At 58.2% G+C, this 26,298-nt stretch carries 26 protein-coding genes; 20 read left to right on the forward strand and 6 right to left on the reverse strand.

Annotation, left to right across the window (positions count from 1 at the left end; translation table 11 throughout):
* Positions 1–58: 58 nt before the first annotated feature.
* The 7 genes from BUB72_RS19170 (at position 59) to lpxB (ending at position 6,644) form a co-directional block, all read left to right on the forward strand.
* A complete protein-coding gene (locus BUB72_RS19170; RefSeq protein WP_281250184.1) occupies positions 59–184 on the forward strand; it encodes a hypothetical protein in 126 nt (41 codons plus the stop codon).
* A 139-nt stretch (positions 185–323) separates the two neighbouring features.
* A complete protein-coding gene (gene bamA, locus BUB72_RS05380) occupies positions 324–2,675 on the forward strand; it encodes an outer membrane protein assembly factor BamA (protein ID WP_083588574.1) in 2,352 nt (783 codons plus the stop codon).
* A gap of 32 nt (positions 2,676–2,707) precedes the next feature.
* On the forward strand, positions 2,708–3,301 hold the full coding sequence (locus tag BUB72_RS05385) for an OmpH/Skp family outer membrane protein (RefSeq protein WP_175549123.1): 594 nt from the start codon (positions 2,708–2,710) through the stop codon (positions 3,299–3,301).
* Between the two features lie 67 nt (positions 3,302–3,368).
* Positions 3,369–3,824 (forward strand): 3-hydroxyacyl-ACP dehydratase FabZ, encoded by a 456-nt coding sequence (fabZ, locus tag BUB72_RS05390; RefSeq protein ID WP_083588575.1) that lies wholly within the window; start codon positions 3,369–3,371, stop codon positions 3,822–3,824.
* Positions 3,821–4,606: an acyl-ACP--UDP-N-acetylglucosamine O-acyltransferase gene (lpxA, locus tag BUB72_RS05395; RefSeq protein ID WP_073141386.1), complete on the forward strand. Its 786-nt coding sequence runs from the start codon at positions 3,821–3,823 to the stop codon at positions 4,604–4,606. The genes fabZ and lpxA overlap by 4 nt, the downstream gene beginning before the upstream one ends.
* On the forward strand, positions 4,606–5,469 hold the full coding sequence (locus BUB72_RS05400) for an LpxI family protein (RefSeq protein WP_073141388.1): 864 nt from the start codon (positions 4,606–4,608) through the stop codon (positions 5,467–5,469). The genes lpxA and BUB72_RS05400 overlap by 1 nt, the downstream gene beginning before the upstream one ends.
* Positions 5,466–6,644, forward strand: coding sequence for a lipid-A-disaccharide synthase (gene lpxB / locus BUB72_RS05405; RefSeq protein WP_073141390.1), 1,179 nt, complete (start codon positions 5,466–5,468; stop codon positions 6,642–6,644). The genes BUB72_RS05400 and lpxB overlap by 4 nt, the downstream gene beginning before the upstream one ends.
* Positions 6,645–6,651: 7 nt before the next feature.
* Here the strand turns inward: lpxB and BUB72_RS05410 are convergent, their stop codons facing one another.
* Positions 6,652–7,122 (reverse strand): YbaK/EbsC family protein, encoded by a 471-nt coding sequence (locus BUB72_RS05410; protein WP_073141392.1) that lies wholly within the window; start codon positions 7,120–7,122, stop codon positions 6,652–6,654.
* A gap of 78 nt (positions 7,123–7,200) precedes the next feature.
* Between BUB72_RS05410 and BUB72_RS05415 the strand changes: the two genes are divergently transcribed.
* Positions 7,201–9,975, forward strand: a complete 2,775-nt coding sequence (locus BUB72_RS05415) for a bifunctional [glutamate--ammonia ligase]-adenylyl-L-tyrosine phosphorylase/[glutamate--ammonia-ligase] adenylyltransferase (RefSeq protein WP_073141743.1) — start codon at positions 7,201–7,203, stop codon at positions 9,973–9,975.
* A gap of 50 nt (positions 9,976–10,025) precedes the next feature.
* Positions 10,026–10,298 (forward strand): hypothetical protein, encoded by a 273-nt coding sequence (locus BUB72_RS05420; RefSeq protein WP_175549124.1) that lies wholly within the window; start codon positions 10,026–10,028, stop codon positions 10,296–10,298.
* Between the two features lie 81 nt (positions 10,299–10,379).
* Here the strand turns inward: BUB72_RS05420 and BUB72_RS05425 are convergent, their stop codons facing one another.
* Entirely contained in the window at positions 10,380–11,066 is a 687-nt protein-coding gene (locus BUB72_RS05425) for an invasion associated locus B family protein (protein WP_073141395.1), read from the reverse strand.
* Positions 11,067–11,491: 425 nt separating this feature from the next.
* Here BUB72_RS05425 and BUB72_RS05430 point away from each other — a divergent pair, with 425 nt between their 5' ends.
* Positions 11,492–13,048 carry a helicase HerA-like domain-containing protein gene (locus BUB72_RS05430; protein ID WP_073141397.1) on the forward strand — a complete coding sequence of 519 codons (1,557 nt, stop codon included), beginning with the start codon at positions 11,492–11,494 and terminating at the stop codon, positions 13,046–13,048.
* Here the strand turns inward: BUB72_RS05430 and mazG are convergent, their stop codons facing one another.
* The gene (gene mazG, locus BUB72_RS05435) at positions 13,049–13,858 is read right to left on the reverse strand and encodes a nucleoside triphosphate pyrophosphohydrolase (RefSeq protein ID WP_073141745.1); all 810 of its coding nucleotides are present in this window, start codon (positions 13,856–13,858) and stop codon (positions 13,049–13,051) included.
* A 58-nt stretch (positions 13,859–13,916) separates the two neighbouring features.
* On the opposite strand from mazG, the gene BUB72_RS05440 reads away from it, so the two are divergent.
* Positions 13,917–15,077 carry a M20 aminoacylase family protein gene (locus BUB72_RS05440; protein WP_073141399.1) on the forward strand — a complete coding sequence of 387 codons (1,161 nt, stop codon included), beginning with the start codon at positions 13,917–13,919 and terminating at the stop codon, positions 15,075–15,077.
* On the opposite strand, the gene BUB72_RS05445 is transcribed toward BUB72_RS05440, so the two are convergent.
* Positions 15,074–15,577, reverse strand: coding sequence for a flavin reductase family protein (locus BUB72_RS05445; protein ID WP_073141401.1), 504 nt, complete (start codon positions 15,575–15,577; stop codon positions 15,074–15,076). The genes BUB72_RS05440 and BUB72_RS05445 overlap by 4 nt on opposite strands.
* A gap of 118 nt (positions 15,578–15,695) precedes the next feature.
* On the opposite strand from BUB72_RS05445, the gene BUB72_RS05450 reads away from it, so the two are divergent.
* The 9 genes from BUB72_RS05450 (at position 15,696) to BUB72_RS05490 (ending at position 23,414) form a co-directional block, all read left to right on the forward strand.
* Complete coding sequence (locus tag BUB72_RS05450) at positions 15,696–17,078, forward strand: aminotransferase (protein ID WP_073141403.1); 1,383 nt, start codon at positions 15,696–15,698, stop codon at positions 17,076–17,078.
* Positions 17,078–18,046, forward strand: coding sequence for an agmatinase (gene speB / locus BUB72_RS05455; RefSeq protein ID WP_073141405.1), 969 nt, complete (start codon positions 17,078–17,080; stop codon positions 18,044–18,046). The genes BUB72_RS05450 and speB (BUB72_RS05455) overlap by 1 nt, the downstream gene beginning before the upstream one ends.
* Entirely contained in the window at positions 18,046–18,987 is a 942-nt protein-coding gene (gene speB, locus BUB72_RS05460; RefSeq protein WP_073141407.1) for an agmatinase, read from the forward strand. Before speB (BUB72_RS05455) ends, speB (BUB72_RS05460) begins: the two co-directional genes overlap by 1 nt.
* A gap of 71 nt (positions 18,988–19,058) precedes the next feature.
* Complete coding sequence (locus BUB72_RS05465) at positions 19,059–19,871, forward strand: glutamate racemase (protein ID WP_073141409.1); 813 nt, start codon at positions 19,059–19,061, stop codon at positions 19,869–19,871.
* A 55-nt stretch (positions 19,872–19,926) separates the two neighbouring features.
* Positions 19,927–20,958 (forward strand): N-acetyl-gamma-glutamyl-phosphate reductase, encoded by a 1,032-nt coding sequence (gene argC / locus BUB72_RS05470; RefSeq protein WP_073141411.1) that lies wholly within the window; start codon positions 19,927–19,929, stop codon positions 20,956–20,958.
* Positions 20,959–20,970: 12 nt separating this feature from the next.
* Positions 20,971–21,417, forward strand: coding sequence for a cytochrome c maturation protein CcmE (gene ccmE / locus BUB72_RS05475; RefSeq protein WP_073141413.1), 447 nt, complete (start codon positions 20,971–20,973; stop codon positions 21,415–21,417).
* A 57-nt stretch (positions 21,418–21,474) separates the two neighbouring features.
* The gene (locus tag BUB72_RS05480; RefSeq protein ID WP_073141416.1) at positions 21,475–22,086 is read left to right on the forward strand and encodes a holin-associated N-acetylmuramidase; all 612 of its coding nucleotides are present in this window, start codon (positions 21,475–21,477) and stop codon (positions 22,084–22,086) included.
* Positions 22,077–22,553, forward strand: a complete 477-nt coding sequence (locus BUB72_RS05485) for a holin family protein (protein ID WP_073141418.1) — start codon at positions 22,077–22,079, stop codon at positions 22,551–22,553. The genes BUB72_RS05480 and BUB72_RS05485 overlap by 10 nt, the downstream gene beginning before the upstream one ends.
* Positions 22,554–22,637: 84 nt before the next feature.
* On the forward strand, positions 22,638–23,414 hold the full coding sequence (locus BUB72_RS05490; RefSeq protein ID WP_073141420.1) for an enoyl-CoA hydratase-related protein: 777 nt from the start codon (positions 22,638–22,640) through the stop codon (positions 23,412–23,414).
* Between the two features lie 61 nt (positions 23,415–23,475).
* Here the strand turns inward: BUB72_RS05490 and BUB72_RS05495 are convergent, their stop codons facing one another.
* A complete protein-coding gene (locus BUB72_RS05495) occupies positions 23,476–24,765 on the reverse strand; it encodes a citrate synthase (protein WP_073141422.1) in 1,290 nt (429 codons plus the stop codon).
* A 116-nt stretch (positions 24,766–24,881) separates the two neighbouring features.
* A complete protein-coding gene (gene gltX, locus BUB72_RS05500) occupies positions 24,882–26,285 on the reverse strand; it encodes a glutamate--tRNA ligase (RefSeq protein ID WP_073141424.1) in 1,404 nt (467 codons plus the stop codon).
* Positions 26,286–26,298 lie beyond the last annotated feature (13 nt).

A 26,298-nucleotide genomic window follows, 5' to 3' on the forward strand; every position in this document is an offset into this window, starting at 1 on the left:
CGTATTGGCGCCACAATTGAAGGGCAAAAAGGGTCCGTATTCGTGAGGGAACGGACCCATGCAACACATTCAAAGCAGCTATCAAGGCCTGAGCCTTTTGATCAGCCTCAATTGGGACCGCCTGCTATGGCCGGTTGCCATCGTCGCAGCACTTGCAACAGCAGGACTGCTCGCCGGACTTTGATCCGCTGAAATATCTGTAACAAACCGAGATAAAAGACGCCTGTTTTCAGCGTGTCTTTTTTGGGCTTCGTTTTGACAAGTGTGCAGACTCGGGCTAGACCGAACACACAATATAGAGTGTCAGAGCGGGACCCAAACACATGAAGATCGCAAAAGCGACGCAGAACGCACGTCAATTCATTCAAATTCAGTGCGTTAGGGCAGCTTTGTCCGGGCTCGCCATCGCCGCAGTCAGCAGCGCGGTGCCTTTGACGCCAGCATTTGCCCAGAGTTTCCCGATTTCCTCGATCCAGATCGACGGCAATCAGCGCATCGAAGATGCAACGATTCTGAGCTACCTGCGCTTGGAACGCGGCAAAAGTGCCACTGCGGGCGAGCTCAATGATGCGATCCAGCGTCTGCAACGCTCGGGACTGTTCGAAACCGTGGATGTGGTTCCGGTCGGGAACCGCTTGGTCGTGACGGTTACCGAATATCCGACGATCAACCGTGTGAACATTGAAGGCAACAAGCGTCTGAAGGACGCGGACCTTATTCCACTGCTGAAGTCGCAGTCACGCAGGGTGTACAGCCCCGCCACGGCAGAGGCCGACGCCGCGTTGCTGGCCGAAGGTTACAGCCAGGCCGGGCGTATCGCTGCGACCGTGACGCCGCGGATTATCCCACGTTCCAACAACCGCGTCGATCTGGTGTTCGAAGTCGCCGAAGGGGACGTCGTCGAGGTCGAGCGTATTAGCTTCATCGGCAACCGCGCGTATTCGGACCGTCGCTTGCGCCGTGTGATCGAGTCCAAACAAGCAGGGTTCCTGCGCTCGATCATTCAATCGGACACGTTTGTAGGTGATCGCATCGCGTTTGACCGCCAGCTGCTGCGGGATTTCTACCTGTCACGCGGCTACGTGGATTTTCAGGTTCTATCGTCAACACCGGAGCTGACGCGCCAGCGTGACGGGTATTTCGTGAGCTTCAAGGTCAGGGAAGGCCAGCAATTTAAAGTCGGGCGGGTGACCACCTATTCCGATTTGCCGGAAATTGATGCCGACGAATATCACAAGGTTGCCCGTCTGAAAGACGGCGAGGTGTACTCTCCGGCAAAAATCGAAAACACCATCACCCGCATGGAGCGTCTTGCGCTGCGCCAGGGGCTAAACTTCGTCCGCGTCGAGCCACGCATCACCCGCAATGACGCCGATGTCACACTGGATGTAGAATTCGCACTGATCCGCGGACCGCGTGTTTTCGTCGAGCGTATCGATATCGAGGGCAACGCGACGACGCTGGACCGCGTTGTCCGCCGTCAGTTCAATACAGTTGAGGGCGACCCCTTCAACCCACGCGAAATTCGCGACGCTGCCGAACGCATTCGCGCCTTGGGATATTTCTCGACGGCGGATGTGAACACACGTCAAGGCAGCGGGCCGGAGCAGGTTGTCGTTGACGTTGATGTCGAAGAAACCACGACAGGATCGTTGGGTTTCGGGGTCAGCTACGGTGCCGATGCGGGCGCGTCTTTGAGTGTGAACTTCAAAGAGAGAAACTTCCTCGGACGCGGACAAACCCTTTCGTTCTCGTTTGATACCGGGTCTGACAACAAGAATACGTCGGTAGACTTTATCGAACCTTCATTCTTGGGGCGCGATCTGTCACTTGGCTTGAACGCCTATTATCGCACCACGGATAGCCAATACGCAGATTACGATACGCAAAATGTCGGGTTTGAGCCCAGCATCGAATTCCCCGTTTCCGAAAATGGGCGTTTGCGCCTGAGCTATCGGATTTCGAAAGACTCGATCAAAAACGTCAACGCCACAACCTCTAACATCATTCGTCGTGACGAAAGCTCTGCGTTCACATCTGCACTTGGTGTTCTTTATTCCTACGACACGCGTCGTACGGGACTGAACCCGAATGGCGGGGTGCTGTTGCGGTTCGGGCAACAAATCGCTGGCGTTGGTGGCGGTTTGAAGTACCTGCAAACCACGGGTTTGGTTTCTGCGGAAACCAGGGTTGCGCGCGAAGAAGTAACACTGCGTGCGCAGTTCGAGTTCGGGGCGAATACGCGCCTGACAGGGAACAGCCGCATTACCGAGCGGTTCTTCCTCGGGTCAAGCAAGCTGCGTGGGTTTGACGGGGCAGGTGTGGGACCTCGGGACCTCACAAGTGCCAATCAGGACGCACTTGGTGGGAATTACTTCGCAGTCGCGCGCTTGGAAGCCGATTTCCCACTGGGCTTGCCGGAAGAATACGGCATCCGAGGCGGCGTGTTCTTTGACGTAGGCTCGCTTTGGGGGCTGGATGACACCAACACCGGAACGAATGCCGTTCCCGGGGCGGCTGTCGACGATGGCTTCAAAATCCGCTCGGTCATTGGCGTATCCCTGCTTTGGGATACTCAGATTGGTCCGTTGCGCTTTAACTTCTCCAAGGCGCTGGTCAAGGAAGACTACGACAAAGAACGGTCGTTCGATCTCACTGTCTCCACGAAGTTCTGATCATGGTCTCGCGGCGTGCATTAAGCGCGTGTATGGTAGCGCTTTGCGCTGCCACCCCGATTGTGGCGCAGAGCATTCAGCCCAGTCCGGTCCTCACCTTGGATCAGGACCGCGTTTATGCGGCGTCGGCTTTTGGGAAACGGGTGCAGGAGGACCTGCAAAAGCAGTCCGCGGACCTGTCGCAGGAGAACCGCAAGATCGAGGCTGCGCTTGAGGAAGAAGAGCGCCGCTTGACGGTTGAGCGCGAAGGGATGTCTGCCGAAGAATTCCAGAAGCTGGCTGTCGATTTCGATGAACGCGTTACGGGTATCCGCCGTGCTCAGGCTGCAAAAACCGAGAGCATCCGGCGACAGGCCGAGGCTGAACGCGTCCGCTTTTTCGAGGCGGCTTTTCCGGTCTTGTTGGAGTTGGTCGAGGAAACAGGCGCAGTTGCAATTCTCAACAACTCAGCGGTTATTTTCTCGGTGCGCCAGATCGACATCACGGATGCTGCGATCGAGCGGATCGACGCGGCCATCGGTGCATCACCAAGACCGGTTGACCCGGGCCCGCTGCCATTGCCGCGCCCAAATCCTGAAGGCGCAGAAACGATTGATGACACTGACGATAGCTCCACAGATAACTAACCCACCAAACTTGTGCCGCGCGTAGGCTGGTGCTACCCAAATGAGCTAAAGGCCAAAGGATATATCCATGACCACCACCACTGCCGATATTGACCTGATCCAGCGGATCATCCCGCACCGGTACCCGTTCCTGCTGGTTGATAAGGTCGTGGATATCAAAGCGGGCGAAAGCGCGCGTGGCATCAAAAACGTAACGTTCAACGAGCCACATTTCCAAGGCCACTTTCCGGGGGCTCCGATCATGCCGGGGGTCACGATTATCGAAGCCATGGCGCAAACCGCCGCGGTGATGGTCGGTGTGACCATGGACATGGCTGACAAAGACCTGCTGGTCTATTTCATGGCAATCGACGGCTGCAAATTCCGCCGCAAGGTTGTTCCGGGTGACGTTCTGCACCTTGATGTGCAGGTCACACGTGGCAAGGCTGGCGCGAAGGTCTGGAAGTTCAAAGGCGTCGCAACGGTCGAGGGTGAAATGGCGGCGGAGGCCGAATTCACCGCGATGATGGACCTGCCGAAGTGAGTGCGACAGTCCACCCTTCGGCGTTCGTTGAAGACGGCGCGCAACTTGCCGACGGGGTGATCGTTGGCCCGTTTTGCACGGTGGGGGCGAATGTGTCGCTTGCGACTGGTGTCGAGCTGAAGAGCCATGTTGTTGTGACGGGCAAGACCTCGATCGGGGAGGGGACGGTTGTTTTTCCCTTCGCCGTGATCGGTGAGATTCCGCAGGACCTGAAATTTGACGGCGAAGAAACCCGTCTGGAAATCGGCGCCCGCAACCGCATACGCGAAGGTGTGACGATGAATACCGGAACGTCCGGCGGCGGTGGATTGACCAAGGTCGGCGACGATTGCCTGTTTATGACCGGCGCGCATGTCGGCCACGATGCCATTGTCGGCAATGGTGTGATTATGGCCAACCAAGCCGCATTGGCGGGGCATTGCATCATCGAAGACAAGGTGATCATCGGCGGTCTTGCAGGTATTCACCAGTTCGTGCGCATCGGGCGCGGCGCAATTATCGGCGCGGTCACCATGGTGACCAATGACGTCATTCCATACGGCCTTGTACAAGCCCCACGTGGCGAGTTGGACGGGTTGAATTACGTCGGGCTGAAGCGCGCGGGCGTCTCACGGGCGGATATCACCGCCCTTCGCGCCGCCTATCAAATGTTGCGCCAAGGCGATGGCGCATTTCAGGATCGCGCCCGCAGGCTGGCCGAAGAAACAGACAGCGAATATGTGCGCGAGGTTGTCGACTTTATTCTGGGCGACAGCGGCCGGTCGTTCCTTGCGCCGCGCTGATGCTGGCACTGGTTGTAGGTGAGGGCGCGTTGCCGGAGCTTCTGTTGGAGCATCTGGCAGACACAAACACGCCCTATCATCTGTGCCAAATGGAATGGCAAGGCTCCGACGCGCGCGGAGACCAACCGGTCCGCAAATTCCGTATCGAAACCTTGGGCAGCTTTATCACTTGGTTGAAAGACCAAGGCGTGGACCGCATTTGTTTTGCGGGCCGCGTTGACCGTCCTCCGCTTGACCCCTCAAAGATCGACCCCGAAACCATGCCCCTTGTGCCGCGCATGATGCAGGCGTTGCAGGTGGGGGATGACGCCGCCCTCAGGTTGGTCTTGGGCTTCTTCGAGGAGGCTGGAATTCGCCCTGTTGGCGCCCACGAGATACAGCCCGACATTTTGCCGCCTGCCGGATATCTGGGCAGTCATCGCCCGTCAGAACAACACGCGCGCGACGCCGACCGCGGCATCGAGGTGATCGCCGCAATGGCCGCCGCCGATGTCGGGCAAGCGTGTATCGTGCATGAACGGCAGCCGTTGGTGATCGAGGCCCAGCCCGGCACGGATTTCATGATGCAAAGCCTGTTACATGAGCGGGCTAATCTGCCTTGGGGCAAAGCCCCGCTTGGCATACTCAAAAGCCCGCGCGCGAAAGGCCTGCCACCTAAGGGCGGCGTGATGATCAAGGCGGCGAAGCCCGGGCAAGAACTGCGCATCGACATGCCGACCATCGGTCCGGATACCATCCTGCGCGCCGTTCAGGTCGGGCTGGACGGCATCGTGGTGGAAGCAGGCCGTGTCATCGTGTTGCAGTCCGCTCTTTGCACCAAACTAGCCGAAAAGCACGGCCTGTTCATCTGGGTGCGCGAGTGAAGGTCTACCTCATCGCGGGCGAGCCGTCGGGCGACAAGCTTGGTGGGGCCTTGATGGAGGGCCTGAAACAGCTGAACCCGAATGTGCGGTTTCAAGGGGTCGGCGGCCCGTTGATGGAGGCGCAAGGCATGACCTCCCTGTTTCCCATGGACGAATTGTCGGTCATGGGGCTGGCGGAGGTGCTGCCAAAATTGCGCGGCCTGTTCAAACGCCGTGATGAGACGGTTGAGGATATTATCGGCTCGGGCGCGGATGTGGTTGTAACAATCGACAGCCCCGATTTTTGCCTGCGGGTCTTGCGTAAACTGCGCGAGCTGTCTGCGGTTCCGACGGTTCACTACGTGGCACCTTCGGTTTGGGCTTGGCGCCCGAAACGCACGGAGCGGATGATCGGGATCGTCGATCATGTGATGGCGCTTCTTCCGTTCGAGCCACCCTATATGGAGGGGGCAGGGCTGCCTTGCGACTTCGTTGGGCACCCCGTTGTGGCGGAACCACTGGCCGAGGCGTCGGATGCGTCGGCCTTTCGCACCACCCATGGTCTAAGCGATGCGCCGGTTGTTCTTACCTTGCCCGGATCCCGGCGGGGCGAGGTGTCACGGTTGGCGAGCATATTCGGTGAAAGCCTGCACAAACTTGCCGCTCAACGTCCAGACATCCGTGTGGTTATTCCGGCTGCGGCTCCGGTTGCGGGATTGGTCTATGATCAGACCCGTGGCTGGCCGGGGCAGCCGGTTATCCTTGACCCACGCGGCATGAATCCAGACGCGGCACTGGCTGAAAAACGCGCGGCCTTTGCTGCGGCGGACGTGGCATTGGCGGCGTCCGGCACGGTGTCATTGGAGCTTGCGGCGAACACCGTGCCGATGGTGATTGCCTATGACATGAACTGGTTTTCACGCAAACTGATCCGCGCGATGTTGCAGATTGATACGGTAACTCTGGTCAATCTGGTGTCCGAAACCCGCACCGTGCCAGAGTTTCTGGGGGATGCGTGCAAGCCCGTTGATATTGCGCGGGCGCTGGAACAGGTGCTCAAGCCCGGACCAGAGCGGTCGGCCCAAGCTGCGGCGGCAGAGATCACCATGGAGCGGCTTGGCCGCGGCGACGAACCACCGGGCTTGCGGGCGGCTAAAGTGGTCGCGCGGATCGCCGGGTTTGAAGATCAGGTGTAATCGCGGATCAACCTGTGAAGTCAGCCAACTGGCCGTTTGTCAGGGCGATCAAATCAGAAGGCGCGAGCGAGAAGATGTGCCTTGGCGTTCCGGCGGCGGCCCAGATCACATCGAATTCCGTCAAGCGCGGGTCGATGAATGTGCGGATGGGGTTGAGGTGCCCGACAGGTGACACCCCGCCAATGGCAAATCCGGTCTGGGCGCGAATGAGAACTGCATCTGCCTTTCCCAACACCTCGCCCGCGACGGTGCTGGCCTTGGCCGCATCCACCTGATTACCGCCGGCGGTGATGAAAAGCACAGCCAGATTGCTGTCTTCACCTTTGAAAATAATGGACTTCGCGATCTGATCCACCACGCAGCCAGCCTGCGCGGCGGCTTGTTCTGCGGTGCGGGTTTGATCCGAGGTTTCAACAATCTGCGCGTCGATCCCCGCATCGGCGAGGGCCTTGGTCACGCGTTTTAGGCTTTTACTCATGGGGTGCGACCTTACGCATAGCGGGCATTGCTGCAAGCGCTTGTTGACGGCGGACGCTGGGCCTTTCATCGTGGCGATATGGCATTTCATGATCGCATCACCCGTCACCCGCTTCCCCATAACACCGAACGGTGTGCACACGTGCGTCGCCTGTTTGGGGAACTGCCTGAGGCGTTGGTAACGCTTCTGGAAACCACGGCAGGATGCAGCCCGTATCTGGCGGGGCTGATGGAGCGCGAAGCGGACTGGATTGCCCAGCTTGCAACCCGTGAGGCAGAAGACCTGCGCGACGGGGTTTGGCAGGATATCGAGCAGAGCGAAGGGGATATGAAAGTCGTCTTTCGGCAGGCCAAGCGCCGGATTGCATTGCTGGCAGCTGTTGCGGACATTGGCGGTGTCTGGCCGCTTGAGATGGTGACCCATGCCCTCACGGAGCTGGCAGATCGGTGTTTGCAGCGTGGCTTGACCGAGTTGACCGCCGCGCAAATCGCACGCGGGAAGCTGCCCGGCCAAACTGAAGCCGATGCCAAAATCGGGGCGGGTATGTGTATCTTGGCGATGGGGAAGATGGGGGCCTACGAGCTTAATTATTCGTCCGACATCGACATGATTTGTCTGTTTGACGAAACCCGTTTCCAGCCTGACGACTACCTTGAGGCGCGGACGACCTTTATAAAAATCACTCGCGCCTTGATGAGCCTGATGTCGGATGTCACGGCTGACGGGTACGTGTTCCGCTCGGACTTGCGACTTCGCCCCGATGCGTCGGTGACGCCCGTCTGTATCGCGATGGAAACAGCGGAGCGGTATTACGAGAGCGTTGGCCGGACATGGGAGCGCGCGGCATTCATCAAAGCGCGGCCTTGTGCGGGTGATCTGGAGGCGGGAGAGCGGTTCCTTGATCGCCTGAGCCCGTTCATCTGGCGCAAACATCTGGATTTCGCAGCCATCGAGGATGCTCATGACATGCGGCTGAAGATCCGCAGCCATAAAGGGCTTGGTGGGCAAATGCAGCTTGATGGGCACAACATGAAACTGGGGGCAGGCGGTATTCGCGAGATCGAGTTCTTTACGCAAACCCGGCAGCTTATCGCGGGGGGCCGCGACCCGCATCTTCGGGTCCGCGGCACGCGGGAGGGTTTGGATCAACTGGTTGAAGCGGGCTGGGTGCCCAAAGACGCCTCGGACCGGTTGCAGGCAGCTTATGTGGCGCATCGCGAGGTGGAACATCGGCTGCAAATGATTGGCGACAGCCAAACCCATGAATTGCCCAAGAACGAAGAAGGGTTCCAGCGGTTGGCGCGCTTCATGGGGGAAGAGGACATCGCGAAGTTTCGCGCGGGCTTGCTTGCACGGCTTGAAGAAGTTGCAGAAGTCACCGACAGCTTTTTCGCCCCCGACGACGCCGAAGAAGCGCCGGAGACTGAAGGGCTGGCACCGCCCAGCACATATCTGGAGCAATGGCGCAGCTTGCCTGCCTTGCGCTCGGAGCGCTCGGTCTCGCTGTTCAAACGGGTGTTCCCGACCATCCTGCGACAGATGGGGCAGGCGACACGTCCCGCCGAGGCGATGGCCGAATTCGAGCGCTTCCTGTCGGGGTTGCCCGCAGGTGTTCAGGTCTTCTCGTTGTTCGACTCCAACCCGCAACTCACCAAGCTGATCGTGGATATCTGCGCCACGTCTCCTGCGTTGGCGACCTATCTGTCGCGGAACGCAGGCGTGCTGGACGCGGTGATCGGGGGGGATTTCTTCGCTGATTGGCCAGATGTGGAGAGCCTCACGGAACACCTGATCGAAAAGATGCAGGAAATCGGCGATTACGAAGGGCAGTTGGATGCAGCGCGGCGCTGGCAGAAGGAATGGCATTTCCGCGTTGGTGTGCATCATCTGCAAGGATTGCTCAGCCCTGAAGACGCGAGCGCTCAATATGCCGACTTGGCTCAGGCGACCTTGGCAGCACTATTGCCCGTGGTCGAAGCGGAGTTCGCCCGCAAACATGGACCAGCACCCGGGCGCGGGGCTGTTGTGTTGGGAATGGGCTCTGTTGGTGCGGCGTCCTTAACGGCGGATTCGGACCTTGATCTTATCGTCATCTATGACCCCGAAGGCGTCGAGCAAAGTGAGGGTCGCCGCCCGCTGGAAACGCGCACCTATTTTGCCCGCCTGACACAGGCCTTTGTGACGGCTTTGACGGCCCCGATGGCGGAAGGGCGGTTATACGAGGTCGACCTGCGTTTGCGTCCGTCCGGCCAGTCTGGGCCCGTCGCGACGTCGCTGGAGGCATTCAGAAACTACCAAATGAACGATGCATGGGTGTGGGAACATCTGGCGCTGACTCGCGCACGGGCGGTTGCTGGTAATGCGTCGCTACAAGCGGATGTGGAGGCAGTGCGCTGTCAGGCACTCGCCAGCAAATTTGAAGCAGAGCAGGTGAAACGCGAAACCCGGGAGATGCGGGTGAGGCTGGCCGAGGCGTCTGGCGCGCCCCAGCCTTGGGATGTGAAATCAGGCGCTGGCGGGCGGCAGGATATCGAACTGCTCAGTCAGGCGCTCAGTCTCATTAGCCATGGCACCGCGCGCAAGATTGACCTGCAATTGAGCGATGCCAAACAGGCGGGATTACTATCGGACGAGCAGTATGAGCATCTTCTGAGCGCCCACGCGCTGTTCTCCAAAATCCAGATGGCCGCACGTTTGATGTCCACCAAATCACTGACACCGGAAGACATGGGCGCAGGCGGGATTGCCATGCTTTTGCGCGATTGTAACCGCGAGACGGTAGATATTCTTGCTGACGACGTCGCCGAGTGTCGCAAAAGAGCCGCCGAAGTCGTAGAACAGCTTCTGCAATGACGCAGGTTTCGGGTTAACTGGGCGTTACCAATGATCTGATGGAGCACCAGATGGATTTGAAAATGATCGACCGGAAGGGCCTGATCCGCGAGGCCTACCGGATCGAGGGGATCACCGAAAGCGAGTGCCGCTCGATCTTTCTGGACTGGGCACTCAACTTGCCTGACGGGCAAGACAGCTCCGCCGCGATTGCCGGACTGCTGGATGCCTATAGCGCCATGCCGGAGACGCACCCGATGACGCTCGTCCTTCGTGAAGGACTGGCGGCAAAGCCGGAAGCGAAGCGGCGGGGTGGTCGAAAGGCACGGCTGAAAGAAACGTAGGCCGACACGCACGGCCCAAAAGAAAACGCCGCTGCTCCAGTCCGGAGCGGCGGCGTTTCAGTTTTTCAGATGATCTGGCGATCACTCAGCTTCGGTTGCGGCTTTCACAGCGTCGAAACCAGCGGTGAACCCGCTCAGGGACATGGTCAGCTCTACACGTTGGTCTGGCGCTTGTGCCGGAACCACAACAATTTTCGCGGAGTTGCCTGCCTTGAAGGCCGCGACATCACCAGCCGTGAAGCCAACGCGAGAGAAGCAGCCAATCGTGGTGCAGAAGGTGAACGGGTAGACCTTGGCCTTGCCACCATCCACCGACAGCAGAACATTTTGCGTCAGCAGGGTTTCAAGAGGCGTCACAATCGTTGCACCCGCGGCGAGCTTGTCGTCATCGGGCAGGTTGAACAGATTGATCTCGGCCACCGAGTTGCCTTGCTGGTCTTCCAGCAGCTGGTACAGCTGGCAAGGGTCTTTGGTGCCTTCGGGGGCTTTGATGCAGCGAAGTTCCCAATCACCGTGATCGGAGATTTTATAGGTCTTGCCAACTTCCACCACTTCGGAACCCGTATTCAGGCCGTCAGCACGCGGGGTCTCGGCCTCAGCTTCGGCCGCCGGGGCGTCAGTTGCCGGAGCTTCGGTTGCGGGGGCCTCGGTCGCAGTTTCTTCTGCGGCTTCGGTGGTTGTATCGGTTGCAGTCTGCGCCAACGCGCCGCCAGCAACAAAAGCGCTCAATGCGGCGCCAATCATCAGGGATTTCAAATACTCAGACATGTGATCCTGCTACTCAATTTTGATATTGGCAGGGGTTTAACACGCGCGTGCAGGGGTGTCAGGTCGGAAAACGCAATTCTGCCTCTGAGCAGGGGAATTTCCGCCGAGAATCAGCGCCAATGAAAAAAGGGCCCGCAAGCAGGCCCTTCTTCCGAATTTTTCTCCCCGTCGGACTAGGCCGACTTATGAGGCAAACTTTAGGCGTCCAAAGCGCTTCGGTCAACTGTAAACCTGCGACAATTTGTTCACATTCCTATCGGCAAAAAAAGGCCGTGTCGCGAAGACACGGCCCAGTCGACAGGGAGGAAGTCATGCAATGTGCTGCCAAGACAGCCACATCAGCATGACGATGATACTGGCACATAGACGTTAACAAGCTATTGTGGCACGACATAAAAACCGATCGAGTGCAGTTAGGGGCGAACATGGCAGAAACGAGTAGCATTTTTGTAGGCGGTGGCGGCGAGAGTTACGCGGATCCGCAAGAGCTTTTGCTGAAATACGCCAACCGCCATGGCCTCATCGCGGGCGCCACGGGGACGGGCAAAACCGTGACTTTGCAGATTTTGGCGGAAAGCCTGTCCAACGCAGGTGTTCCGGTTTTCATGTCCGATGTAAAAGGGGACCTGTCCGGTCTGGCGGTTGCAGGAAAAGACACTCACAAGCTGCATGGTGCGTTCATGGAACGTGCAGCCAAGATCGGCTTCTCGGATTTTAGCTACGATTCCTTCCCGGTGACTTTTTGGGACATGTATGGTGAAAGTGGGCATCCTGTTCGCACAACGGTCAGCGAAATGGGCCCGCTGCTCTTGTCCCGCCTTTTGGAGCTTTCGGAGGCGCAGGAAGGCATTTTGAACATTGCCTTTCGCGTGGCCGATGAAGAAGGTCTGCCATTGTTGGACCTCAAGGATTTGCAGTCCTTACTGGTCTGGATCGGGCAGAATGCGAAATCGCTGGCGCTGCGCTATGGCTTCGTTTCCTCGCGATCGGTTGGCGCGATCCAGCGTCGACTGTTGGTATTGGAAAACCAGGGCGCTGCCGATTTCTTCGGGGAGCCAGCTTTGGACCTTGAGGACATGTTCCATGTCGACGCGGACGGGCGCGGGCAGATCAACATCCTTGCCGCCGACAAGCTGATGTCCGCCCCGAAACTGTACGCAACCTTCCTGCTCTGGATGCTGTCGGAACTGTTCGAGACGCTTCCGGAAATCGGGGATCCCGACAAGCCGAAATTCGTCTTTTTCTTTGACGAGGCGCATTTGTTGTTTGACGGCGCGCCGAAAGCTTTGGTCGACAAGGTCGAGCAAGTCGCGCGCCTGATCCGCTCCAAGGGCGTAGGGGTCTATTTTATCACGCAAAAGCCCGCCGATGTGCCGGAAGATATTCTGGGGCAGCTGGGCAACCGCGTGCAGCATGCATTGAGGGCTTTTACCCGCAAGGATCAAAAAGATTTGCGGTTGGCAGCGGATACGTATCGCGAAAATCCGCGTTTTGATGTCGAGGATGCGATCAAGGAAGTTGGGGTCGGTGAAGCCGTGACCTCGTTCCTGATCAAAAAAGGCGTTCCGGGCGTGGTGGAGCGCACCTTGATCCGCCCACCGTCCTCGCAACTTGGACCGATCACCAGCAAAGAGCGTCGCGCGATCCTCTCGGCTTCCCCAGTCGCAGGAAAATACGAGACTGCATTGGACCGTGAATCAGCGTTCGAGATGTTGGCACAACGCGCAGAAGCGGCAGCAAAAGCCGCTGAAGAGGCCGAGGCCAAAGAAGACGAGTTGGAAGCCCGCGAGCGGGAATATCAAACAGGTCGCCGGTATTCGGGCACGCGCGTCAAAAGGTCCACCTCCAAGACGAAAACGCGAAAGCGCCGCGGCGACAGTGTGGGGGAGGCGTTTGCCAAATCCATGATGCGCTCGCTTGGGACAAAGACCGGCACAGCACTTGTGCGCGGGATTATGGGAAGCCTGTTCAAGGCACGATAACTACCGTCTGCTTTCCGCCTTCACTTCGTCCCACAGGGCGTCCATTTCGGACAAGTCCGACTGGGACGGGGTTTTGCCACGCGCTGCCAGCTTCGCCTCGACCGCTTCAAACCGGCGGGTGAATTTCGCGTTTGCGGCCCGCAAAGCTGCTTCGGGGTCCAGCCCCAGATGGCGGCCAAGATTTGCCATGACAAAGAGTAAATCCCCGAACTCTTCCTCGACTTCGGTTTGGGTGAAGGTATCGCGTGCTTCGACCAATTCGCGGGCCTCCTCGACAATCTTGTCGAGCACTTCATCCGTTGAAGGCCAATCGAAGCCGACCCGTGCGGCCCGCTTTTGCAACTTCAAAGCCCGCAACAAGGCGGGAAGGCCCACAGCGACGCCATCCAGCGTGCCGCCTTGCGCTTTGCCCGCGCGCTCCGCAGCTTTGATCTGCTCCCAGTCCGCCACTTGTTGTTCGGCGGATTTATCACGGCTTTCATCGCCAAAAACGTGGGGATGGCGGGCAATCATCTTGTCCGAAATCGCGTTGGCGACGGAGGCGAAGTCAAACAGCCCTGCCTCGGTGCCCATTTGAGTGTGGTAAACCGTCTGGAGCAGCAGATCGCCCAACTCCCCCTCCAGTTCTTTCCAGTCACTGCGTTCGATGGCGTCAGCGACCTCATAGGCTTCTTCGATGGTGTAGGGCGCGATGGAAGCGAAGTCCTGTTCGATGTCCCAAGGACAGCCCGATTTCGGGTCCCGCAGACGGCGCATGATTTCAATCAGGCGGGGCATGGGCTGTGAGGCGTCATGGACAAGATCAGGCATTGCAGTGTCTTTACGTTTGGAGGATCGTTGCGCGCAGATAACCAGAAGGAACGCCCGCATGCCACCCGTGAACCGCATCGCCGACTACGCTGAAGATATGAAAGCCTGGCGCCGATGGATGCACCAGCATCCCGAATTGCAGTTCGAGTGCCACGAAACGGCGGCGTTCGTGGTGGCGCGCCTGAAAGAGTTCGGGATCACGGAAATTCACGAAGGCATCGCGCAAAGCGGCGTCGTGGCGATCATCGAAGGGCAGGGTGACGGTCCAACGATTGGACTACGCGCAGACATGGATGCTTTGCCGATGCAGGAAGCCACGGGGCTGGACTATGCGTCTACCGTAGAAGGCAAAATGCACGCCTGTGGTCACGACGGGCATACGACGATGCTTCTTGGGGCGGCGCGGTATCTGGCCGAGACGCGGAATTTCAAGGGCCGAGTCGCGTTAATCTTCCAGCCTGCGGAGGAAGGCGGCGGCGGTGCGGGCGTCATGGTCGAGGAAGGCATCATGGAGCGCTTTGACATCAGCGAAGTCTACGCGCTGCACAACAACCCCGGCGTTCCGTTTGGCGAGTTTGTGACAACGCCCGGCCCGATCATGGCGGCGGTTGATACGTTCCACATTCATATCGACGGCGTTGGCGGGCACGGCGCTTACCCGCATGAGACGAAAGACCCTGTGGTCGCGACATTGGGCATCTGCAACGCAATCCAGACCATCGTATCGCGGAACCATAAGTCGCTAGATGATCTGGTGGTCTCGGTGACGCAAATCCACACTGGCTCGGCTGACAATGTCATTCCAGATACAGCCTATATCAACGGCACCGTGCGTACCTTCGATCCAACCGTGCAGGATATGGTCGAGCGTCGCTTGACAGAGATCGTGGCCGGGCAGGCGGCAAGCTATGGTGTGGCGGCGCGTCTGACATATGAACGCGGCTATCCTGCGACGGTAAATGATGCGCGCAAAACTGCGTTTGCTGCAGATGTTGCGCGCCAGATCGCGGGCGATACGGCGGTGAATGACGAAGGCGGTCGCGAGATGGGGGCTGAGGATTTTTCCTACATGCTGGAAAAACGCTCCGGAGCTTACCTGTTCCTTGGCCAAGGCACCGACGCAGGTCTGCACAACCCCAACTACAATTTCAACGACGAGGTCGCCCCGATCGGTGCGTCCTTCTTTGCGAAACTGGTGGAAACCGCACAGCCGCTTTAGGCGAGGTTTTGATACGCCCGATTGCCGTATAACAAAGGTGGCCCGTCAAGGCAGGCCACCTGCAAGACCGAGCCGATCATGACGTGATGGGTGCCGATACGCTCGTCTGACAGCAGTTTGCAATCGAAGCGTGCCAATGCTGTGACCAACCCCGGCGCGCCGCTCCGCATAGGTTCGAACTGTCCGGCGGTGAACTTGTCACCGCCCGGCGCAGGGGTGCGGCTGGCAAAGACATTGGCGATGTCGGTCTGATCCGCCCCCAAGAGGTTTATGCAAAAACAGCGGTTGTTCAGGATGGCAGGTGCCGCGGTGGTTTCGTGGTGCAAACACACCAGCATGGTCGGCGCATCCCCGTCCGCGGACACGGATGTCATCGCCGAAACGGTCGCCCCAGCGGGACCAACAGGACCATCGGTCGTCACGATTGTCACCGAGGAGACCAGCTGGCTCATCGCATCCACAAACTTGTCGCGAAGTTGGAGTCGTTCAGGTGTTGTCATGGTCGCCTTCTTGGTTCGCGCTGTAGTTCCTGTCTGCCTGTGCATGAACTTAGGCGCAAGTCTTGCATTGTCACGAACGCGGGGGCAGGTTGGCGATATAATTGACGAAGGAGCGATCATGAGCGCTGACACCAACCTCGACATTGCAGCGCTGGACAAGGCCCACGCGCTGCATCCTTGGACCCATTTCGAGAGCTTCGTCCGCGACGGACCCTTGGTGATCGAGCGCGGATCCGGCTGTTCCCTGTGGGATAGCGATGGACGGGAATATCTGGATGCGGTCGGTGGGCTTTGGTGCACAAATATCGGTTTGGGTCGCCGCGAAATGGCCGAAACCATCGCCGCACAGGCCGAGAAACTGGCCTTCTCCAACACCTTCGTGGACATGACCAACGGACCGTCCGCCTTGCTAAGCGCCAAGCTGGCGGAACTGGCTCCGGGTGATTTGAACCACGTCCATCTGACAACTGGCGGCTCCACCGCTGTCGACAGCGCCTACCGCATGGTTGCGTATTATCAGCGCTGCTCCGGTCGGCCGGACAAAACCCATGTCATCGCGCGTGACAGTTCTTACCACGGCTCCAGCTTTGCGACGATTTCAATCGGCAAACGGTCCGGCGACAAGATGCCGGAGTTTGAATACCTATCAGAGGGAATTCACCACGTCAGCGCACCAGACTGCTACCGCGCGATAGGGGAGCGGAGCGAGGCGGAGTTCTGCGATGATCTGGTTGTGGAGTTCGAAGCCAAGATTAACGAAATCGGCCCCGACAAAGTGGGTGGTTTCTTCGCGGAACCCATTCAAGCGTCCGGAGGCGTCGTGGTGCCGCCCAAAGGCTACCTGAAACGCATGGCAGAGGTTTGCCAGAAGCACGATATTCTGTTCATCGCGGATGAGGTGGTAACGGGGTTCGGGCGCTTGGGTCACTGGTTCGCGTCGTGGGACGAATTCGGGGTGCAGCCGGACATCATTTGCTGCGCCAAGGGCCTTAGCTCCGGCTACCAACCCATTGGTGCCATGATCTTTTCCGACCGGATATGGGACGCGATGCAAGGGGATCGCTGGTACGCATCCGGCTTTACCTATGCGGGGCATCCGGTAGCCTGTGCGGCGGCGCTGAAGAATATCGAGATTATCGAGCGCGAGGGCCTTCTCGCGCATGCCACAAAGGTCGGCCAGTATTTCGAAGATCGCTTAGGGCAACTGGAAAACCTGCCGATGGTTGGCGATGTTCGCGGGCGCAAGCTGATGCTGTGTGTCGAAAACGTAGCTGACAAAGCCACAAAAGCATTGTTGCCGGACGATCTTGACGTGGGCAAGCGCATCGCTGACGCCGCAGAGGCGCGCGGGTTGATGGTGCGCCCGATGGGGCATCTGAATGTCATGTCACCGCCATTGGTGATCACGCAATCGCAGGTGGACTTCGTCGCGGAAACCCTTGAATTGGCGATCAAAGAAGTGACGGACCAGCTGGTGCGCGATGGGATAAGGATCGGATAATGGCACTTACTGATGCAGCAAACGACGTAGACAATGCGTTAACGCGCGACGGTTTTCGGGGGCATAGCTTCGAGAACGCCTTTGGCGGTGCGCTCAGCTTCCTGCGCCGAACCTATAGCAAGGACCTCACGGATGTTGACCTAGCCGTAACAGGAATTCCGTTCGACCAAGCCGTCACGCACCGTCCCGGCACGCGTCTTGGGCCGCGCGCCATTCGGGAGGTCTCGACGTTGCAGGCCTGCGATCCGCCTTATGGCTGGGACATTGATCCAATGGTGGATTTCAATGTTGCAGACTACGGAGATTTAGCGTTTGATTACGCAGACATACCTGCCTTTCCTAAAGCAGTTACAAACCACATATCCGGTATTCTTGACGCAGGAGCAGGTTCTCTGTGTCTTGGTGGCGATCACTACATCACATTCCCGATTTTGCGGGCCTATGTGAAGAAATTCGGGCCTCTATCCTTGTTGCAGTTCGATGCCCATTCCGACACCTGGCCCGACTATGACATGGCCCGTGTTGACCACGGGACCATGTTTTATAAGGCGGTGAAGGAAGGTCTGATCGTGCCGGAACGCTCGGTGCAGGTCGGCATCCGGACCGTTTGCGAGGACTATATGGGCGTGAACGTCATAGATGCCCGCGAAGTGCATGAAGACGGGACGGCGGCTGTGGTGAAGAAGATCAAATCCATCATCGGTGACCATCAAACCTATCTGACCTTCGATATTGATTGCCTCGACCCTGCCTTCGCGCCGGGAACCGGTACGCCTGTCTCGGGCGGGTTGAGTTCGGCGCAAGCGCTTCACATCCTGCGCGACCTTAAGGGTTTGAATATGGTCGGCGGCGATGTCGTGGAGGTTTCCCCACCGTTCGACGTTGGCAACGCCACCGCTGTTGCGGGTGCACATGTGGCGACCGAATTGATGTGCCTTTACTGCTATAACAAACGGGAGCGCGCGTGATGCCAAACCAACCGGTTTCAGGGAACGACCTTGCGCGTTTTGCCGGACAGGGCACATTTATGCGTCTTCCAAAGGTTGAAAATGCCGAAGGGCTCGACGTGGCGTTTGTTGGCATCCCAATGGATCACGGCTCCAGCTGGCGATCCGGTACGCGGTTCGGACCGGCCCAAGTTCGAAACGAAAGTTCGATGATCCGGCCCTATGCGGTCCAGACGGGTGCCGCCCCGTTTGATGCGCTGCAATGTGCGGATATTGGTGATGTGGCCATCAACACATTCAACCTTCGCGAAAGTATTCGTATTATTACAGAGTATTACGACGCACTCTTGAAGCAAGATGTCATTCCAATGACCATCGGCGGGGATCATACGATCACCCTGCCAATCCTGCGCGCCATCGCCAAGAAACACGGGCCAGTGGGCCTTGTACACGTGGATGCCCATGCGGATGTAAATGACGAGATGTTTGGCGAGCGCGAGTGCCATGGAACGGTGTTCCGCCGGGCCTATGAAGAAGGGCTGCTTCGCCCAACGGACGTCTACCAGATCGGTCTGAGGGGAACAGGCTACACCGCCGAAGATTTCGACGAGCCGCGCGAATGGGGTTTCAACCTAACGCTCGCGCAGGAGGTTTGGCATAAATCAACGGTGCCGCTGGCGGCGCAGATCAGAAAGAACATGGGCGCGGGGCCGGTATACATCACCTATGATATCGACAGTCTTGACCCCTCCATCGCACCGGGCACAGGCACGCCTGAAATAGGGGGGCTGACAACGCCGCAAGCGTTGGAGTTGATCCGGGGGCTGCGCGGGTTGCCCATTGTGGGCTGCGATCTGGTCGAAGTTGCACCACCTTACGACACTTCCGGCAACACCGCGCTAACCGCGGCGAATATCATGTTCGAGATGCTGTCGGTGTTGCCCGGAGTTCCGTATCGCTAACCACAAATCGCAGTGGACTATGGGCGAGAATTGAACGACAACGTGGCAAATCGTGGAAATGGCGCAGACGAATGGCAGTAGGTATCTTTGATAGCGGGTTGGGCGGTTTGACCGTTTATGACCAGATCGCGGCTGATATGCCCGATCTGCCAGTATGCTATTTTGCCGATAGTGCGAACACACCTTACGGCGTGCGCACCGCTGACGACATCTACAACCTCACCTGTGCGGCCACGCAGTCGCTGTTCGATGCGGGCTGTGATCTGGTGATCCTTGCGTGCAACACCGCCTCTGCTGCGGCTTTGCGGCGGATGCAGGAAAACTGGGTACCAACCGACAAGCGCGTGCTTGGTGTGTTCGTGCCGATGATCGAAGCCCTGACCGAGCGCAACTGGGGCGACAATTCCCCGCCGCGTGAAGTGGACGTGCGGGACGTGGCCCTATTCGCCACCCCTGCGACCGTTGCGTCGCGGGCGTTCCAGCGTGAACTGGCGTTCCGTGCCATTGGCGTCGATGTCGAAACGCAGCCCTGTGGCGGTCTGGTGGATGCGCTTGAAGACGGCGACGAGATGCTGGCGGAGGCCTTGGTACGCTCGCATGTCGACGCGCTGAAGCGGCGGATGCCCCATCCGCAGGCGGCGATCTTGGGCTGCACGCATTATCCGTTGATGCAAAAGGCGTTTCAGGATGCTTTGGGAGAAGACGTAAAGGTATTTTCGCAAGCCAATCTGGTTTCGGCGAGCCTTGCTGATTATCTCAAGCGGCACCCTAATATGCTGGGCCAAGGGTCCGAGACCAAGTTCCTGACCACGGGCGATCCGGCACAGGTCACCGACCGCGCCACGCAGTTCCTGCGACGAAAGATCCAGTTCGAAGCGGCATGATTGCCGCGCGCCTGTCTTTCTTCTAAACCATCTGTGAATTCAAACGGAGTCTGTCATGACCCATAAAATCGCCATCCTTGGTGCGTCCGGTTATACCGGAGCGGAACTCGTCCGGTTGATTGCAACGCACCCCTCTCTTTCCATCGCGGCCCTGTCGGCTGACCGCAAAGCAGGCATGGAGATGGCCGAGGTGTTCCCCCATCTTCGGCATCTGGACCTGCCCACTTTGGTGACCATCGACGAGATCGACTTCTCGGACATTGACCTATGCTTTTGCGCCTTACCACACAAGACGTCGCAAGAGGTCATCGCCAAATTGTTGCCTAAGACCCTGAAAATTGTCGACCTGTCCGCTGATTTCCGGCTGCGCGACCCTGAGGCCTATAAGACATGGTACGGAAACGACCACGCAGCGCTGGATATGCAGGGCGAAGCGGTCTACGGCCTGACGGAATTCTACCGCGATGATATCGCCAAGGCACGGCTCGTGGCCGGCACCGGCTGTAATGCGGCGACGGGCCAGTTCGCCCTGCGGCCGCTGATTGCGGGCGGGGTGATTGATCTGGACGACATCATCCTTGACCTTAAAGTCGGTGTGTCTGGGGCAGGTCGGTCCTTGAAGGAAAACCTGCTGCATGCGGAACTGTCCGAGGGTAGCAACGCCTATGCAATCGGTGGCACGCACCGGCATCTGGGCGAGTTCGACCAAGAGTTCTCTGCCATCTCCGGTCGGTCTGTTAAGGTGCAGTTTACCCCGCATCTGGTGCCAATGAACCGCGGTATTCTTGCGACCGTTTATGTCAAAGGTGACGCCGCAGAAATTCACGCGACGCTGGCCGAGGCTTATAGCGACGAGCCCTTCATCGAGGTTCTGCCCTTTGGGCAAGCGCCATCGACCCATGAGACACGCGGCTCCAACTTCGTGCATATCGGCGTCACTGGTGACAGGATAGAAGGCCGCGCCATTGTGATCGCAGCCCTTGATAACCTTACGAAAGGGTCATCCGGTCAGGCGTTGCAAAATGCTAATCTGATGTTAGGTCTAGAAGAGACCGAGGGGCTGATGATGGCCCCGCTGTTCCCGTAAAGGATCCGCGCCATGAAAGGCCTCAAGAAAAAACGCCGCATTCAGGTCATCGCAGTCGCTGCGGTGGCGCTGCTCGTGTCTACCGCGTTGATCGGATACGCCCTGCGAGACGGGATCAACTTCTTCCGCTCGCCCACGGAAGTTGTCGAAACCCCGCCGCGCGAGAGCGAGACGTTTCGTATTGGCGGGTTGGTCGAAGACGGCAGCCTGAAAGTCAACGAGTCGCAAGAGATCACCTTTAATGTGACCGATGGAAACGCGGTTGTCGCGGTCACCTACAAGGGTATCTTGCCTGACCTGTTCGAAGAAGGTCAGGGGATGGTCGGCACCGGACGCTACATTGAAGGCGTCTTCCAAGCCTCGGAAATCCTTGCCAAACATGACGAAAAATACATGCCGGTCGAAGTCATCGACGCGTTGAAAGAACAAGGCGTGTATAAAGAGGCGAACGGTAGCTAGAGGCTCCGTTAACCAAATAAGCGCAACTTTGGCCCCGTGTTGCAGCGGAGGCCAAAGATGCAAACAGTTCTCGAAATTGCGCAAGACATTGTTCGCCGTGAAGGCGGCTATGTGAACGATCCCGACGATCCCGGTGGCCCAACCAATCACGGTGTTACCATTCACACCATGCGCCGGCTGGGCCTTGATCTGAATGGCGACGGGACCGTAACCCGCGCAGATGTGCGGGCGTTAACGCAGGCTCAGGCGGTCGAGATCTTCATTGACCACTACTTTCGTGAGCCGCGCATCGACGCCCTGCCGCAACCGCTACAGGCGAGCGTGTTCGATATGAATGTGAACGCAGGGGCAAATGCCATCAAACTGCTGCAACGCCTGCTGAACGACATGGGGCAGGACGTGTCGGTTGATGGCAGGATCGGACCGCACACGATCCGCGCGACCTATGCCGCCTTTCAGGATGCGCCTGACCACATGGCTGACGCCTATGGCATCGCGCGGCGCGACTACTATTACGCGCTAGCAGATCGCCGACCTGCCTCGCGAAAATACGCGCGCAGACGGGACGGCAGCAAAGGCGGCTGGATCAAGCGGGCCGAGGAGTTCTTGTCACCGCATTACCGCCTGTCGGCCACCGAACACCGCAAACGGGTGGCGGCATGGGGCTGATCTCGCAAGTGCTCAGGGGTGGCGTCACTGGGGTCGCTGGTGCGGTCGTGGACGTGGCCGAAGTGTTTCGCCCCAATGCGACCCGCCAGATGGAGCTTGGCCATGAGGCGTTCACCGCAGCCCTGACGCAACACGGGGCGGAGTTTCAATACGGGCGGCTCGGATGGTTCGACCGAGCCATGAACGGCTTGAACCGTTTGCCGCGCCCGATGCTGGCTCTCGGAACTTTGGGATTGTTCATCTACGCGATGGTGAATCCGCTGGAATTTGCCGAGCGTATGCGTGGGCTAGCCTATGTGCCGGAACCGCTTTGGTGGCTTTTGGGGGCCATTGTGAGTTTCTATTTCGGCGCACGGGAATTGCACTACCGGCGCGCGCCGCTTGTACCACCGAAACCCGCCACGCGACCGCAGCGGCCCAGCACGAATCCGGCACTGGAGGCATGGCGGGCAAAGCGCGGTGGATAAAAGTCTGAAATGACGGCGCGTTTCGCTTTTCTAAACTGACCGGTTCGTTATCGTGTCGCTCAACACGCGAATTGGAGACCAGCGATGCAATACGAAACCCTGCGACTGACTGTCAGCAACAACGTGGCGGTGATCGAGTTCACCCGCGACGAGGTGATGAACGCGCTTAACACGCAAATGCGCGCCGAAATATTGCATGCCGTTAAAGCCGCAGAGGCAAGCGCACGGGTCTTGGTTCTGACCGGAAAGGGGCGGGCCTTCTGTTCCGGTCAGGACCTTGGCGACCGTGCCAGTGTTGCGTCGACCGATTTGGAGCGAACTTTGCGCGACGAATATGTGCCGATGCTGATGGCCATCTACAATTGCCGCATCCCGACGATTTCCGCTGTAAACGGTCCGGCCGCCGGGGCAGGGGCCAATCTGGCACTGGCCGCCGACGTCGTGATAGCCACAAAATCCGCGGTGTTCTTACAGGCGTTCACTCGCATCGGGCTTATTCCTGATGCAGGCGGCAGCTACTTCCTTCCGCGACAGGTGGGTATGGCCAAAGCGATGGGGGCCGCATTGTTTGCAGAGCCGATAACGGCGGATCAGGCCAGCGCAATGGGAATGATTTGGGAGGCCGTTGCCGACGAGGAGTTTGCCCAGCATTGGCTGGACCGCGCAACTTATCTGGCGAATGGTCCAACCGAGGCCTACACGCGGGTTAAAAAGATCATTCGCTCCAGCTTCGAGAACGACTTGGAAAAGCAGCTTCTATTAGAGGCCAAGCTCCAAGGTGAATGCGGAAAGACCCATGATTTTCGGGAGGGTGTTCTGGCATTTCTGGACAAGCGTGCCGCGAATTACGAAGGGCGTTAAAGGGGGAATGCTTTAAACCGCGTTTGTTAAGAAAAAGGCCACCCGAGGGTGGCCTTTTTTGTTAGCGGTTTTCGATGTCTGTGTAATCACGCTTCGTCGCACCTGTATACAACTGGCGCGGACGCCCGATTTTCAGGTTCGGGTCCGAAATCTGCTCTTTCCATTGCGAAATCCACCCGACGGTCCGTGCAAGGGCAAAGATCGGGGTGAACATCGAGGTCGGGAAACCCATCGCTTCCAGAATAATACCCGAATAGAAATCGACATTCGGGAACAATTTCTTCTCTGCAAAATACGGGTCATTCAGGGCTTGTTTTTCAAGCTCTTTGGCGACCTGCAACAGCGGGTTGTTTTCAACGCCCAGCAACTCAAGAACTTCATCGGCGGATTGCTTAAGTACTGTCGCGCGCGGGTCGAAGTTTTTGTAAACGCGGTGGCCAAAGCCCATCAGGCGATAGCTGTCATTCTTGTCCTTAGCGCGCGCGATAAACTCGGGGATGCGGTCAACCGTGCCGATCTCTTTAAGCATTTCCAAGCAAGCCTGGTTCGCGCCGCCATGTGCGGGACCCCACAAGCACGCAATGCCAGCCGCGATACACGCAAATGGGTTTGCACCGGATGATGATGCCAGACGAACCGTCGATGTCGACGCGTTCTGCTCGTGGTCGGCATGCAAAGTGAAGATACGGTCCATTGCGCGGGCAAGGATCGGATCAACCTCGTATTTCTCGGCTGGAACCGAGAAGCACATGTGCAGGAAGTTCGCGGCATAATCGAGGTCATTGCGCGGATAGACGAAGGGCTGGCCCACCGAATACTTGTAAGCCATCGCAGCAATTGTTGGCAATTTTGCGATCAGTCGGATGGCGGCCACTTCACGCTGCCAGTCATCATTGATGTCGGTGCTGTCGTGATAGAATGCGGACATGGCACCCACGACGCCCACAAGCGTCGCCATTGGATGCGCATCACGCCGGAAACCACGAAAGAAGTTGTGCATTTGTTCGTGCACCATCGTGTGATTGGTAACACGGGCTTCGAAGTCTTCCAGCTCGGTTGCCGATGGCAGTTCACCGTAAAGCAACAGGTAGCAGACTTCGAGGAAGTGGGATTTTTCAGCCAATTGGTCGATCGGATAGCCGCGGTGCAGCAATTCACCCTTGATACCGTCGATGAAGGTGATCGTGCTGTCGCAAGCCGCCGTGGAGGTGAAGCCCGGATCATAGGTAAACACATCGCCTTGGGCGTAGAGTTTGGTGATGTCGATGACATCGGGTCCAGCAGTCGGGGTATGGATTGGCAACTCGATTTCCTTGTTGCCAATAATCAGTCGTGCGGATTTGTCGGACATACATTCACCTTTCGTGTGTCTGGAGGGTAACGCGGTCGTAACCTCCTGTTATATATGGCATGATATGCCATGTCGTTTTGTTCTTTTAAGCTCCCGGCCGCGGCGCGGCGAGGGTATTAACCGACGACATGCGCCAGCCTCGCGAGGGTCTCGTCACGTCCGATGATCATCATCATGTCAAAGACGCTGGGTGAAACTGCACGGCCTGAAAGCACGACCCGTAGGGGGCCAGCAAGTTTCCCGAATTTGAGATCTTGCGCCTCGGCGAACTCCATCACGGTTTGCTCCAACGCTTCACGGTTCCAGCTAGCAGTTTGCAACTGCGGCGTCAATTGCGTCAGTATACCACGGGATACCGGATCAAGCAGTTTTTCCGCTTTTTCATCCAAGGTGAACGGTGGCTTATCGAGCACAAACGCAAATTTTGCCAGTAAATCCCCCACGGTTTTGTCCGTGACGTCGAGTTTATCAAACGCATCTGCAAACGCCTTTGCCTCGTCATCCGACAACACGGGCTGACCAACTGCAGTCAGATAGCTTTGTACGTCTCGCACCATGGTTTCAGAATCGCTTATCCCGATCTGATGACGGTTAATGTTTTCCATTTTCTTAAAATCGAGCCGCGCAGGCGCTTTGCCGATGCCGTCCAGATCGAACCATTCCAGAGCCTGCTTGGTGGTGAACACCTCGTCATCGCCATGGCTCCAGCCCAGACGCGCCAGATAATTGCGCATTCCGGCGGGCGTGTAGCCCATGGCTGCGTATTCCATGACCCCCAACGCCCCGTGACGTTTGGAGAGTTTTTTGCCATCTGGTCCATGGATTAACGGAATATGGGCGAAGACAGGCAAGTCCCAACCCATCGCCGTGTAAATCATCGATTGACGCGCCGCGTTCGCAAGGTGGTCATCGCCGCGAATGACGTGGGTGACGCCCATGTCGTGGTCATCAACCACAACGGCCAGCATATAAACGGGGCTGCCGTCAGAACGTAGCAAAACCATGTCATCCAGCGCGTCAGCCTTCCAGGTCACGTCGCCCTGCACGGCATCCTGAATGGTGATATCGCCTTCCTGCGGCGCTTTTATCCGGATGGCGAAAGGCGCGTCGGGATGTTCACTTTCAGGCACGTCGCGCCACGGGGAGCGGTACAGGGTCGAGCGCCCGTCTGCCCGTGCGGCCTCACGAAACGCCTCGATTTCGTCTTGCGAGGCGAAACACTTATACGCCGTCCCCGCAGCTAACATTTCATGCGCAACAGCGGCATGCCGGTCGGCGCTTTCAAACTGGCTCACTGCGTCGCCGTCCCAATCCAGCCCCAGCCATGTCAGGCCATCCAGAATGGCTTGCGTCGCCTCAGGCGTGTAGCGCGCGCGGTCGGTGTCCTCGATCCGAAGCAGAAACTTCCCGCCACGTCCGCGTGCATAGAGCCAATTGAACAGCGCGGTGCGTGCGCCACCGATGTGCAGGTATCCGGTCGGAGAAGGGGCGAAGCGGGTGACCACAGGGGCGTCTGTCATAGGATGTTTAACC

This window comes from Litoreibacter ascidiaceicola (genome assembly GCF_900129235.1).
Taxonomy (GTDB): domain Bacteria; phylum Pseudomonadota; class Alphaproteobacteria; order Rhodobacterales; family Rhodobacteraceae; genus Litoreibacter; species Litoreibacter ascidiaceicola.

Excerpts from the sequence above, each read along its gene's own strand:
- BUB72_RS19170 (WP_281250184.1), top strand. The coding sequence starts at position 59 with ATGCAACACATTCAAAGCAGCTATCAAGGCCTGAGCCTTTTGATCAGC.
- gltX (WP_073141424.1), bottom strand. The coding sequence starts at position 26,285 with ATGACAGACGCCCCTGTGGTCACCCGCTTCGCCCCTTCTCCGACCGGA.
- BUB72_RS05480 (WP_073141416.1), top strand. The coding sequence starts at position 21,475 with ATGCAAACAGTTCTCGAAATTGCGCAAGACATTGTTCGCCGTGAAGGC.
- BUB72_RS05420 (WP_175549124.1), top strand. The coding sequence starts at position 10,026 with ATGGATTTGAAAATGATCGACCGGAAGGGCCTGATCCGCGAGGCCTAC.
- fabZ (WP_083588575.1), top strand. The coding sequence starts at position 3,369 with ATGACCACCACCACTGCCGATATTGACCTGATCCAGCGGATCATCCCG.
- speB (WP_073141405.1), top strand. The coding sequence starts at position 17,078 with ATGGCACTTACTGATGCAGCAAACGACGTAGACAATGCGTTAACGCGC.
- BUB72_RS05430 (WP_073141397.1), top strand. The coding sequence starts at position 11,492 with ATGGCAGAAACGAGTAGCATTTTTGTAGGCGGTGGCGGCGAGAGTTAC.
- BUB72_RS05465 (WP_073141409.1), top strand. The coding sequence starts at position 19,059 with ATGGCAGTAGGTATCTTTGATAGCGGGTTGGGCGGTTTGACCGTTTAT.
- BUB72_RS05400 (WP_073141388.1), top strand. The coding sequence starts at position 4,606 with ATGCTGGCACTGGTTGTAGGTGAGGGCGCGTTGCCGGAGCTTCTGTTG.
- BUB72_RS05490 (WP_073141420.1), top strand. The coding sequence starts at position 22,638 with ATGCAATACGAAACCCTGCGACTGACTGTCAGCAACAACGTGGCGGTG.
- BUB72_RS05450 (WP_073141403.1), top strand. The coding sequence starts at position 15,696 with ATGAGCGCTGACACCAACCTCGACATTGCAGCGCTGGACAAGGCCCAC.
- mazG (WP_073141745.1), bottom strand. The coding sequence starts at position 13,858 with ATGCCTGATCTTGTCCATGACGCCTCACAGCCCATGCCCCGCCTGATT.
- BUB72_RS05385 (WP_175549123.1), top strand. The coding sequence starts at position 2,708 with ATGGTAGCGCTTTGCGCTGCCACCCCGATTGTGGCGCAGAGCATTCAG.
- BUB72_RS05440 (WP_073141399.1), top strand. The coding sequence starts at position 13,917 with ATGCCACCCGTGAACCGCATCGCCGACTACGCTGAAGATATGAAAGCC.
- ccmE (WP_073141413.1), top strand. The coding sequence starts at position 20,971 with ATGAAAGGCCTCAAGAAAAAACGCCGCATTCAGGTCATCGCAGTCGCT.
- bamA (WP_083588574.1), top strand. The coding sequence starts at position 324 with ATGAAGATCGCAAAAGCGACGCAGAACGCACGTCAATTCATTCAAATT.
- BUB72_RS05495 (WP_073141422.1), bottom strand. The coding sequence starts at position 24,765 with ATGTCCGACAAATCCGCACGACTGATTATTGGCAACAAGGAAATCGAG.
- BUB72_RS05445 (WP_073141401.1), bottom strand. The coding sequence starts at position 15,577 with ATGACAACACCTGAACGACTCCAACTTCGCGACAAGTTTGTGGATGCG.
- BUB72_RS05425 (WP_073141395.1), bottom strand. The coding sequence starts at position 11,066 with ATGTCTGAGTATTTGAAATCCCTGATGATTGGCGCCGCATTGAGCGCT.
- argC (WP_073141411.1), top strand. The coding sequence starts at position 19,927 with ATGACCCATAAAATCGCCATCCTTGGTGCGTCCGGTTATACCGGAGCG.
- speB (WP_073141407.1), top strand. The coding sequence starts at position 18,046 with ATGCCAAACCAACCGGTTTCAGGGAACGACCTTGCGCGTTTTGCCGGA.
- BUB72_RS05415 (WP_073141743.1), top strand. The coding sequence starts at position 7,201 with ATGGCATTTCATGATCGCATCACCCGTCACCCGCTTCCCCATAACACC.
- BUB72_RS05410 (WP_073141392.1), bottom strand. The coding sequence starts at position 7,122 with ATGAGTAAAAGCCTAAAACGCGTGACCAAGGCCCTCGCCGATGCGGGG.
- BUB72_RS05485 (WP_073141418.1), top strand. The coding sequence starts at position 22,077 with ATGGGGCTGATCTCGCAAGTGCTCAGGGGTGGCGTCACTGGGGTCGCT.